Source organism: Gramella sp. MT6, assembly GCF_019357415.1.
Classification (GTDB): domain Bacteria; phylum Bacteroidota; class Bacteroidia; order Flavobacteriales; family Flavobacteriaceae; genus Christiangramia.
This window is the reverse complement of sequence record NZ_CP048410.1, coordinates 3,048,452-3,060,447: the sequence shown is the minus strand read 5'-3', so window position 1 is coordinate 3,060,447 and position 11,996 is coordinate 3,048,452. Positions and strand designations below refer to the sequence as shown.

Genomic DNA, 11,996 nt, shown 5'->3' with positions numbered 1-11,996 from the left:
GTTTACTTCAATTTAAAATTTTTCAATAGATGCCACACCAGTGACAGAACTACGGGCAGGAATAACTTTTAGTTTTTCACGTTGGTTGCCTTTTTCAAGGTATACGATATACTTTTCATTATCTATGTTTCCTTTTAGACCAGAGGCTATGTATTTGTCTTCGGTTAAAGTCCAGCCTAAATAGTTAGTGTATATCTGGTTCCTAACATCAAAAGGTAATGGTACATTTTTAAATTTCTGAAAAGTTTTTACAAGCTCATTTTTGTCATTGTACATGGCGTTTAATTGCCCATTAGAGCTTTTTACAGTAATGTAAATATCTCCATCTTTGTTACCAGACTCTTCGCGAAATCTTAGAAGATCAAAATTCTCATTAATAAATGCGATGGCATTAGATTGGAATTGTTTCTGGTAATTTTCTTTTACCTTAACGATGCCATTAGCATAATCTTCAAAAACGATTTGGCCGGTTGGCTCATAATGTAAAGTTGTTTCCTCTAACTGGATAACTTCCTGAGAATAGGAGTTTAAAACCCATCCTGCTACTAAAATAAATGTGATGATCTTTTTCATGATTTCAAGAAATAAAATGATTGATAAACTGTTTAAGAATGAAACTCTAATATACATTGTAACCACCTGTTTAAAAACCACTTAAGTAGCACAAAACACTTATTTTTGATTTCTATTCTGGTTGTCCAGTTCTTTTAAAAGCAGAGAAATATCTTTAATTTCCAACTGATTTCTGGCCATATCTATAGAACCATTTTGTTTTAATAACTGTAGATGTCTGTTCACCACCGCTCTTGTAGAACCAATTAAATTAGCGATCTCTTTATTTGGTAAGTCGTTGATTAATTCCAGCTTTTTAGATTTGGAATTCACATTTTCAAGGAGAAGTTTAAGCAAGCGGGTAGTGATGTTCGTAAAAATAAGCTGGGAGACATTAGATTCTAATGCGCGCATCATCTTTCCAGCATAAGAAAGAAAGTGTTGATATTGGTGAGGATTCTTATTCAACCAATCTCTGAGTCTGTCCATTGGAATGGCGAGTACTTTTGTATTATCAAGGCATTCATAATAAACCCTGTGTTTTGCCCCATCAAATAGGCAAAACAAATCAAAAACATCAGCCTTTTTAAGGAGGAATAAGGTGTGTTCTTTTTCACTGAACTCATCTACATTATACATTTTGATGCGACCGGAAGTGATGATATAGAAATGAAAAAGAAATTTTTGATGGTTAATGATGCAGGTGTTTTTCAACCACTTTTCTTCATGAAAATCCTTTAGCAAATCTTGCCATTGAGATTCATTCAGGTCAGCGAATAATTCGCAATTATTTAATACTGACTGATACTTAGAAAAAAAGTTATTTGCAGGGATCAAACTTCCGGAATTTTCTAGTTAGAACTATTTCCGGGGGATGGGTAAAATGTTATTTTTTCAAAAGCTGAAAAAATTATAGTATAAAATCACCTGCTTAAAATTACAATAATTTTCCATGTGATATATTTTATTTAATACTTCTTATTGCTCAATTAATTTTTGACTAAAGTATAAAATGCCTTATTTTTGCAAAATTGCTTACTTATAAAGGAATCTATGGCGCTAGAAACATTTGGTATTGAAAAGAAGAAAGTAGACAAGAAATTATATGACTATCAGCAGAAGGATATAAATAAAATTTTCGGGGTAATAGATGAACACCCTGGTAACTACAACCTGTTATATCAACTACCTACGGGTGGTGGAAAAACCGTGATCTTCTCTCAGATGACGAGAGAATATATACAGAGGACAAATAAAAAAGTTCTTATTCTTACCCATAGAATTGAGCTTTGTAAGCAAACATCCAAAATGTTATCTGGATTTGGGGTTCGTAACAAGATCATTAATTCTAAGGTGAAGGAACTTCCAGACCAGGATGACTATATGTGCTTCGTGGCCATGGTAGAAACCCTGAACAATCGTTTGAATGACGAGAAACTGGAGATCCAGGATATTGGGCTGGTGATCATTGATGAGGCGCATTACAACTCTTTCAGAAAGCTTTTCAAATTCTTCGAGAAATGTTTTATCCTGGGAGTTACAGCGACACCATTGAGTTCGAATATCAAGCTACCAATGAAAGACAATTATAGAGAACTTATTGTAGGAGACTCTATAAACTCTCTAATTGAAAAAGGTTTCCTGGCAAAAGCGAACATATTCAGCTATAATGTTGGGCTTACCAATCTTAAAGTGGGGATGAATGGGGATTATACCGTAAAGTCATCAGAGGAGCTGTATTCTAATTACAGCATGCAGGAAAAGCTTCTTACTGCATATTACGAAAGGTCCCGAGGTAAAAAAACACTGATATTCAATAATGGTATCAATACTTCTGTAGAAGTATATCATACATTTAAAAATGCCGGTCTGCCTATAAGGCACCTTGATAATACTACAAGTAAGCAGGATCGTAAAGATATCCTAAAATGGTTTAAACATACGCCAGATGCTATAGTTACATCTGTTAGTATACTTACAACAGGTTTTGATGAACCTACCGTAGAAACTATCATCCTTAACCGTGCAACTAAATCTCTGACTCTGTATTTCCAGATGATTGGTCGTGGATCTCGTGTACTAAAAGATAAGAGTGAATTCAACGTGATCGATCTTGGTAATAATATGGCCAGATTTGGTCACTGGAGCACGCCGGTAGACTGGAAACAGATCTTTAGATCACCAGATTTCTATTTTGAAAATCTTCTAAGCGATGAAGAGATCGAAAGGGATTTCCAATATCAGATGCCTCCAGAGGTTCGGGAACAATTCGCTAAGACCGAAGATGTAACCTTTGATATTGAAGCAGCTTATGATGAAGTCATAAAGAAAGGATTAAAATCTAAGGCGGTACTGGAATGGTCTATGGAGCAGCACGTGCAAATGTGTGTAGAGAACAGTGAAGATGTATTCGATGCGAGAATCCTCGCGAAGGAGCTGAAAGATGATATTGCATCCAGGATTAGACAATACTCATACTGCATTAGTAAAAGCACCAAAAATTACAGGGACTGGCTGGAAGAAGATTATTCGCGTAAACTTAGAATGGAGATCAATAAGCAATTCTAATTATTGTCTTTATCTTTTTTACCGAATAGACGATTAAAGAATCCTTTTTTCTTCTTTTCCTTCTTATTGTTTCTTTTTTGATTGTCTTTGTCCTTTCCAGAAAATAGGCGTTCAAAGAAGTTGTCTCTTTCTTGTGGAGGGCATTCCATCATTTCCGCAAGTTCGCTGGAAAGAGGTTCGAACCTAGCATTGGTGATATTGTTGAAATTCGAATCAGCATTCATTTTTTGCATTAATCTGGCAAAAATCGGTAAGGCTGAATTTGCCCCCTGGCCAATACCGGTATTTCTAAAACCGATCCTGTGATCATCGGCTCCCACCCAGGTTACGCAAACCAGTTCAGGAGTGATTCCAACGAACCATCCGTCTTTATTGTCTTGTGTAGTTCCGGTTTTTCCAGCAATATCGTTCTGAAGTCCATATTTATAACGCAATCTGGTAGCGGTTCCTTCATTTACTGTGGCCTGCATCATATTGATCATTATCTTCCTGGTGTCTTCTGAAAAAGCTCTATCACTGGATATTTCAGGTTTGAATTCGGCGAGTAGATTTCCATTTCCATCCTCTATCCTTGATATGTAAAATGGCTTGGAATAATGTCCTTTATTTACAAAACTGGTATAAGCAGAAGTTAATTCACTAAGATTCAAAGAAGCTGTTCCTAGGGCTATGGAGGGCACTGCTGGCAAATCAGATTCTATTCCCATGTTTTTGGCCTGCTCTATAACATTTCCAATTCCGGTTTCCATCAAAACCTTTACTGCGATCGTATTCATAGACCTGCTCAAAGCGGTCTTTAAGTTATAGTTCATGTTTGGATCATCACCTTCTGAAGACGAATTTGAGGGGGTCCAGCCGTCCTCATAAGTTACTTCCCGAACAGAAAAGTAGGAGCAGGGGTCTATTCCATTTTCAAGAGCCGCAGTATAAACAATAGGTTTAAAAGTAGAGCCTACCTGTCTTTTGCTTTGTGCAACATGGTCATATTTAAAGAACCTGAAGTCGACTCCGCCAACCCATGCCTGAACAGCACCATTTTCGGGATCTACTGCCAGTAAACCAGAATTTAAAAATTTCAGATAATGAGCAACACTATCTATAGTGCTTACATTCCTGGTTTCCATTCCATCTTCATAACTAAATAATTCGGTAGGATGTTTTTGTTCCAGTCTTTTCATTATCTCAGCTTCACTAAGTCCTTCTTTCTGTAAAGACTGATATTTAGGTGTTCTTTTTACGACATCGTTAAGGATCTTCTTATCGCGAATCCACGGAGCGTAATTGCCATAGGATTTCTCGTGCTCCACTTGCAATTGCGACATATGTTCAATCATTGCTTCCTCGGCTAGTTGCTGCATTTCATAATTCAAAGTAGTATGAACAATCAGGCCGTCACGATATATATTATATTTTTTACCATCCTTGTTCTTCAAAGTATCCAGGATCTGGCTCACATCTTTTCTTACCTGTTCCCTAAAATAGGGAGCAATACCTTTATCATGGCTGTAACTTTTATAATCAAGGATCAATGGGCGTAGTTTTGCTTCTTCAGCTTCTTCCATGGTCAGGTAGTTATTTCTGGCCATTTGCATAAGAACCACATCGCGCCTTAGCCTGCTGCGTTCCGGAAAGATCCTTGGATTGTAGTAATGACTGGCTTTAAGCATTCCTACCAAAACTGCTGCTTCTTCGAGGGTTAATTCTGAAGTATGTTTATTAAAAAACTTTAGGGAAGCACTTTCAATTCCGTAGGTGTTGTCACTAAAGGGAACTGTATTAAAATAAAGTTCGATGATCTCATCCTTGGTGTAAATATCTTCAAGTCTCTTTGCGATGACTGCTTCCTGCATTTTGTTTATAACAATACCGAACATCCCAAAATCACGCCGGCCATAAATATTCTTGGCTAGCTGTAGACTGATGGTACTACCACCACCGGCAGATTCGTCCTGTAGAAGGATAGATTTGAAAAACACTCTAAGCAGACTTCGGTTGTCTATACCATCGTGCTCGTAGAACCTCGCATCTTCAGTAGCGATAAGGGCTTCAATGAGATGCTGCGGGAATTCAGAAAACTTGATAGGTTGCCGGTCGAAAATATAGAACTTACCTATTAACTCACCATTGGCGGCAAGGACCTGGGTTGCTTTATTCTGTTTTAATTCGGTTAGTTCCTTAGAGCTGGGAATCTTCCCCCACATGCCAAAATAGATACTCGCAAAAAATAAAAAGAAAAGAGTGATTAAGCTGGTAAGGATGATTAGTGCCCACTTTAGTTTAGGATGTCTTTTTATTCTTGCTAACATTTGTTCAGGGTAAATGCTGCAAATAAACAAATGTTTATCCTAGACCTTTCAATTTTAAGCATATTTTAATTCATTTTTAACCAAAAATTAAAGCCGGCAAACCTCAGTTTACCGACTAATTTACAATAGTGTTCATAAGGTAGATGATAATTTATTGATCCTGGTTTTGATTGAATCCCAGCCAGAACCATTAATAAATGCTCTTTAAGTCAGCCAAGGTTTATGGTAGATCGCTGGTATTACTCCCGTATCTGAACTGGTTCAGCGGGTCGTCATGTAAGATGGATTTTACGACCAACTACGCATAGCACTTTTTCTCGTGCCAATTGAAATAGCCTGCTGAATGTTTCAGATTTAGAAAAGGTCGGCGGTGTGTAATTCCACCTTCTTTATTTCTTCCGAAATCCTGGATGACGCTATCTAAAGTTCTCATAATTGATGATTTTGATGATTGATGATGATTTTAATTCTTCTAAGCAAATCTTCTTCTGCTTAAGATGCTCATTGAACCGGCATTAGCCTCGGTGTTCATAAATGATTTTCTACTTTTTGTGTTTTTTGATGAAGTTGTCATGATTGATAATTTTTGATGATTGATGATGATTTTAATAATACTAAGCGAATCTTCTTCTGCTTAAGATGCTCATTGAACCGGCATTAGCCTCAGTGTTCATAAATGATTTTCTACTTTTTGTGTTAACTGATGAAGTTGTCATAATTGATGATTTTAATGATTGTTTCTATTAAATAGACGACAGGAAAAATAATCTGTTACAGTACTATGTAATAAAAGGTACCGATTTAACAACTTTTTAACTTTTCAACTGAAATTCAGTGAGTTAACAGGAGAAGGGAAGGCCTTTAAATGTTTTCAAATTATTGTTAATCTTTTTGCGTGCGCTGTTCATTAATGTACTTTAGTTTAAAGTCTTCTTATATGAACAGATGGGCCGTAGGTATAATAATGATGGTATTGGTGATCGCCGGTGCGATTTATGGTATTTATGAAAAAAACGATTATGATTTTAAGGATTCCACAAAATCCTATAAGATCATTAATAAATGGGAATTACCTTCAGAACTTGAAGAAGTTTCAGGAATTCATTGGGTAAGCGACGATCGCATTGCCTGCATACAGGATGAGGAAGGCATTATATTTATTTTCGACCTAAACTCAAACAGCATTGTAAAACGATATAAGTTTGGTCCTTCCGGAGATTACGAAGCTCTAACTTTTCTCAATGGAGAATACTGGGTGATAGAAAGTAGCGGGAAATTGTACAAGGTTAAGAACCTTGATCTCGCTGAAAAGGATGCCGAAAAATTCATCTTGGACTTTGAATACCGCCACAATATTGAGGGCTTGGCGTCCACACAGGATGGTGATCTATGGTTAGCTGTTAAGGAGCGTAACCTCGATAATCGTGGTGATTATAAAGCTATATATTCTTTTGATCCAAAAACCAATAAATTGAATTATGATCCGGTGGTGAAGATCAACTATAATGATCCCGCTTTTGATGTCCTGCGCACCAATAATCCAAGGAAACTTATAAGACCTTCAGATATTAGCTTCCATCCCGTAACAGGAGAACTATATGTTCTGGATGCTGAATTTCAGAAATTACTTATACTTAAAGATTCGGGAAAAATCAAAGAGTTACATTTATTAGATCCAGAAGAATTTTCTCAGCCTGAAGGTCTTTGTTTTAGTCCTTCTGGTCGTATGTTCATTGCCAATGAAGGTTTAGGTGGAGCTCCAAATATTATAGAATTGAAATTCTTTAATTGATCAGGCTTTCTGAATATCCCTTGCTATTGCCTGCACTTCATCCAGAACTCTCAACAGGTTTTCTCCCCAAAGCTTTTTGATCTCGTCTTCGGTATAACCTCTTTTTACCAGTTCTATAGTAACATTTAGAGTTTCTGAAGCATCCTGCCAGCCATCAATTCCTCCGCCACCATCAAAATCTGAACTAATACCTACATGGTCTATCCCAATCTTTTCAACAAGATAATCTATATGATCTACCAGATCTGAAACATTCACTGGCGTTACTTTCATTTTAAGATCTTCAATTTCAGGCTTAGCGGCAAGCTTCAACTTATCTATATTTTCATAATAGAGGTCTTCTTCGCTCTGAGTCAATTTCTCAATGCTATCATTTTCAAGAATTGCAATATCCATTTCCTCAGCTTTCTTTTCGTATAATTCTTTAGAAGCAGCTGCAAATGCCTCATCCTTTTCGGTATTCAAATAAGAACTAAATGCAACTGTTTGCACAACTCCGCCGTGTTGTTTAAACAAGGCAAGAAGTTCGTCATCCAGATTACGACTATGATCACATAGAGCCCGGGCAGAGGAATGCGAGGCTATAAGCGGAGCTTTTGAAAGCTCGAACATCTGTTTGATCGCTTCCTTACTTGGGTGCGAGACATCTATCATAATACCATATTTGTTCATTTCAGCAATTGCTTCTTTACCCAATTCACTTAGTCCATTATATAGCCATTCATCATTTTCTTCACCGGTATTGGAATCGCAAAACTGACTGTGGCCGTTATGTGAAAGCGACATATACCTTGCTCCACGATCATAAAATTCTTTAATTCGGTTAAGATCGGTGCCAATAGGATAGGCATTTTCAACCCCGATCATGGCAACCTTTTTATTTTCATTTACCAGTCTCCTTACTTCATCCGAAGTGGTAGCTAAGCCAATCTTATCTGAAGCTATTTCCTCTGTAAGCCTGTGGATTGCCTCAAATTTGCTAATTGCATTTTCATACGCAGCGTCATAGCCTTCCTTATTCAACTCTTTTTGTCCCGTGTAAACAATAAGCCAGGTCACATCTATACCGCCTTTTTCCATTTTCGGAAGGTTTACCTGAGTATCCAGGTTCATGGTATAATTTTTAGCCTCGGTAAAATTGTTTACATTAATGTCGTTATGAGTATCTATAGTGATTGCATTCTCATGAATTTCCCGGGCTTTCTGTATAAGTTCTTTATCTGAAGTTTGGGCATTAAGAGTTAACAGCCCTGTAAATAGAAAGATCCCAGTGAATTTAAGTCTCATTTTCAGCGGTTTTTGAAATTAAAGGACTGAATGTAAGAATTATTATTAAGCTAAACTTAAAATCCAAAAATGGATTAATTTTTAATCTACATTTGAACAAACATTTTACTGTTTAATGAATAAATATATAGTTGTTAATCAACCTGAGACCTGGACGATATCTTCTGAACATCTAAAGATCATTTCCTCTAAGGATTACCTTACCAATCCAGAATATTCTAAGCTTAAGAAAGCAAGGATATTTAACCTTTGCAAGGATTATTCCTATCAGTCTAAAGGTTATTATGTATCTCTTCTTGCGGAAGCAAGGGGGCATTTGGCAATTCCAACCGTTAAAAATATTGTAGACCTTGGTGAACCAAAATTAGTAAAGATCGTATCTGAAGATTTTGATGATCTCCTTCAACAATCTTTGAAGAATATAAAATCCCAGGAATTTACTTTAAGTATTTACTTTGGGCAGAATGTGGCGGCAAAGTACAGGGAATTAAGCGCGATGTTCTTTCGTCATTTTCAAATTCCCTTTCTTCGGGTAAAATTCAATTTCACTACCAGGTGGAATATAAAAAGTATCAAAGCTATTTCAGAATCTGAGATCCCCGAAGAGCATAAGGAAAGTATGCTGGTTTTTGCTGAGCAGTATTTTGCAAAGAAAAGGTATGATACTCCGCGAAGTACAACTTTTGAGTATGATCTGGCAATTCTTGTACAACCAGATGATGTTGCTCCACCAAGTAATCCTAAAGCATTAAAAAAGTTTGTTGAGCTAGGAGAAAAGATGGGATTCTATACAGAAATTATCCATCCTAAGGACCTATCAAGGTTAACGGCTTTTGATGCATTATTGATACGCCAGAGTACTGAAGTTAATAATGAGGCTTATGCTTTTGCCAGGAAAGCGCAACAGGAAGATATATCTACGGTAGATTACCCTGATGCTATCTTAAAATGCTGCAATAAGGTTTTTATGGCTGAAGCACTTGAGAATGCAGGTATTCCAACACCAAAAACCATTATCGTTCATAAGGACAATAAAGATTCAGTCCTGAAAAAAACCGGTTTACCCGTTGTTTTGAAATCTCCAGATTCCACTTTTTCATTCGGTGTAAAAAAGGCTGAAACCGAAAAAGAATATTTTGAGGTAGTAAACGCTATGCTTAAAAAATCTGACCTGGTGATCGCTCAGGAGTTTCTGCCCTCAGATTATGACTGGAGGATTGGTATTCTGGATGGCAAGCCATTCTATGCCTGTAGATATTATATGGCCAAGGGGCACTGGCAGATCTACAACTGGGATGCAGAGAAGAAAGATGATCAAGATGGGAATGCAGATTGTCTGCCCATAGAAGAAGTGCCTGAAAAGATCCTGAAAAACGCTATAAAAGCCGCGAAACTTATGGGGAAAGGTCTTTATGGCATCGATATCAAAGAGGTGAATTATAAGGCTCTGGTAATAGAGATCAACGATAATCCTAATATAGACGCCGGGGTAGAGGATGAATACTATGGGGACAAGGTTTACCTGAACATTTTAACGGCAATCAAGAACAGACTGGAAAATAAAATATAATGGCATATCACCTTTTTGAAGTGTATGGAATTGAACTGGAATATATGCTGGTTCAAAGATCAAATTTAAAAGTGAATCCTATCGTGGATAAGCTTCTTACCAAAAAAAATGGCTCATTGACTTCTGATGTTGAAAATGGGAAAATAGAATGGAGCAACGAATTGGTTTCTCATGTTGTGGAAATGAAGACCAACGGACCTACAGATGATATCGACCATTTAGCTGCATTATTTGCAGAGAACGTGCAGGAGATGAATCAACTATTGGAAGATTTTGATACCTGTCTTCTTCCAACCGCGGCTCATCCATTCATGGATCCAGATACCGAAACACGTTTGTGGCAGCATCATTATAGTAAGATATATGCTTTATACAATAAGATCTTTGATTGTAAGGGTCATGGCTGGAGTAACGTGCAAAGCATGCATATTAACCTGCCTTTCTTCGATGATGCTGAATTTGAAAAATTACATGCCGCTGTAAGGATTTTGTTACCAATTATACCAGGGCTTGCGGCTAGTTCACCTGTTCTGGACGGTGAATTTACCGGTTATAAGGATGCCAGAATGCATTACTATAAGAGCAATCAAAAGGAAATTCCACATATGACGGGAAAAGTTATTCCCGAGCAGGTCTTCAATAAAGCAGATTATTACAAAACCATTTTTGAACCTATCACAGAAGCTATCAAACCTTTTGATACTGAAAAGATCCTTGACCATCACTTCCTTAATTCCCGTGGCGCTATTTCCAGATTCGACAGGAATGCTATTGAAATTAGGGTTATCGATATACAGGAAAATCCTTCAGCAGATATTGCGATCGCTGCATTTATTATAGAAGCCTTGAAATTACTGGTTTCAGAAGAACTTATTTCCCTGAATGATCAGAAAGCATGGCATGAAGATGAGCTTTTTCAGATCTTTGATGAAGTCATTAAGAATGCTGAAAATACGCTTATAACAGACAAAAAATACCTCGCCATCTTTGACCTGGATAGAGATTGTGACGTAAGGGCTATTTGGAAAAAGATATACGAATTAGTAGGAGGGAAGTTGACTGAAGATCAACAGAATCATATTGAATTCCTTATCCAGAATGGAAGTCTATCTACAAGGATCTTGAAAGCTTTGAGAAGTGACTTTTCCCAAGGCAATATAAAAAAGGTTTATACCAGACTAGCAGAGTGCCTTCAGGAAAACAGAATGTTCCGGCCATGAAACTGGTCTTGACATGTGAACATGCTTTTCCGGATATTCCGGAAAAATATGAAGAGCTATTTACTTCGGACTTAGAAGTTTTAAAAACACATGAAGCATACGATCCCGGTGCTTACGATCTTTTTACAGACCTGGTGGAACTGGCAGATTATACTATTCATCAAAAAATAGGCAGATTACTGGTTGAATCGAACAGATCTTTAGGACACAAGAACCTTTTTTCAAGATTTAGCAAAGGCTTAACCGACTTAGAAAAGAAGGAAATTCTGGAAACCTATTATAACCCATATCGCCGTGAAGTGGAGGATAATATTGCACAACTGATTGGTGTAGGGAATGAAGTTCTTCATATTTCTGTACATAGTTTTACGCCGGTATTAAATGGGATAGAGCGTAATTGTGATATAGGATTGCTGTATGATCCTGGAAGAAAGAAAGAACAGGAAATTGCCTTAAAATGGAAAGAAACTATTTTAAAAGGTCATTCCGAAACAAGGATCAGGTTTAACTATCCCTATCTTGGAAAGGCTGATGGTTTTACAACCAGCCTGAGAAAGCGATTTCAAAAAGATTATATGGGAATCGAACTGGAGGTAAATCAGAAATGGGTGAAAAGCAATAGGATGGATGAAACCTTAAAGAAAATAATATTCAGTTCACTACAGGAAATAAAAAAGGGATCTTAAAAATTAATTCTAAGA

At 37.0% G+C, this 11,996-nt stretch carries 10 protein-coding genes; 5 read left to right on the top strand and 5 right to left on the bottom strand.

What is annotated here, in order from left to right; translation table 11 throughout:
* Window positions 1-12: 12 nt before the first annotated feature.
* Window positions 13-573, bottom strand: coding sequence for a hypothetical protein (locus G3I01_RS13750; protein WP_219548782.1), 561 nt, complete (start codon window positions 571-573; stop codon window positions 13-15).
* 99 nt (window positions 574-672) lie between these two features.
* Window positions 673-1,296, bottom strand: coding sequence for a Crp/Fnr family transcriptional regulator (locus G3I01_RS13745; RefSeq protein WP_257710614.1), 624 nt, complete (start codon window positions 1,294-1,296; stop codon window positions 673-675).
* 309 nt (window positions 1,297-1,605) lie between these two features.
* On the opposite strand from G3I01_RS13745, the gene G3I01_RS13740 reads away from it, so the two are divergent.
* Complete coding sequence (locus G3I01_RS13740) at window positions 1,606-3,120, top strand: DEAD/DEAH box helicase (protein ID WP_219548780.1); 1,515 nt, start codon at window positions 1,606-1,608, stop codon at window positions 3,118-3,120.
* Here the strand turns inward: G3I01_RS13740 and G3I01_RS13735 are convergent.
* Together G3I01_RS13735 and G3I01_RS17140 are read right to left on the bottom strand one after the other, a co-directional pair.
* Window positions 3,117-5,426, bottom strand: coding sequence for a transglycosylase domain-containing protein (locus tag G3I01_RS13735; RefSeq protein WP_219548779.1), 2,310 nt, complete (start codon window positions 5,424-5,426; stop codon window positions 3,117-3,119). The genes G3I01_RS13740 and G3I01_RS13735 overlap by 4 nt on opposite strands.
* Before the next feature lie 298 nt (window positions 5,427-5,724).
* Window positions 5,725-5,859, bottom strand: coding sequence for a hypothetical protein (locus G3I01_RS17140; RefSeq protein WP_257710613.1), 135 nt, complete (start codon window positions 5,857-5,859; stop codon window positions 5,725-5,727).
* Between the two features lie 504 nt (window positions 5,860-6,363).
* Between G3I01_RS17140 and G3I01_RS13730 the strand changes: the two genes are divergently transcribed.
* Complete coding sequence (locus tag G3I01_RS13730; RefSeq protein ID WP_219548778.1) at window positions 6,364-7,218, top strand: SdiA-regulated domain-containing protein; 855 nt, start codon at window positions 6,364-6,366, stop codon at window positions 7,216-7,218.
* Here G3I01_RS13730 and G3I01_RS13725 read toward each other — a convergent pair whose 3' ends face one another.
* Window positions 7,219-8,505 carry a membrane dipeptidase gene (locus G3I01_RS13725; RefSeq protein ID WP_219548777.1) on the bottom strand — a complete coding sequence of 429 codons (1,287 nt, stop codon included), beginning with the start codon at window positions 8,503-8,505 and terminating at the stop codon, window positions 7,219-7,221. It abuts the gene before it with no gap.
* 115 nt (window positions 8,506-8,620) lie between these two features.
* On the opposite strand from G3I01_RS13725, the gene G3I01_RS13720 reads away from it, so the two are divergent.
* The 3 genes from G3I01_RS13720 to G3I01_RS13710 are packed head-to-tail and all read left to right on the top strand — an operon-like array spanning window position 8,621 to window position 11,981.
* Window positions 8,621-10,075, top strand: a complete 1,455-nt coding sequence (locus tag G3I01_RS13720) for a RimK family protein (protein WP_219548776.1) — start codon at window positions 8,621-8,623, stop codon at window positions 10,073-10,075.
* The gene (locus G3I01_RS13715) at window positions 10,075-11,295 is read left to right on the top strand and encodes a glutamate-cysteine ligase family protein (RefSeq protein WP_219548775.1); all 1,221 of its coding nucleotides are present in this window, start codon (window positions 10,075-10,077) and stop codon (window positions 11,293-11,295) included. The genes G3I01_RS13720 and G3I01_RS13715 overlap by 1 nt, the downstream gene beginning before the upstream one ends.
* Window positions 11,262-11,981 (top strand): N-formylglutamate amidohydrolase, encoded by a 720-nt coding sequence (locus tag G3I01_RS13710; protein ID WP_257710612.1) that lies wholly within the window; start codon window positions 11,262-11,264, stop codon window positions 11,979-11,981. The genes G3I01_RS13715 and G3I01_RS13710 overlap by 34 nt, the downstream gene beginning before the upstream one ends.
* Window positions 11,982-11,996: the final 15 nt, after the last annotated feature.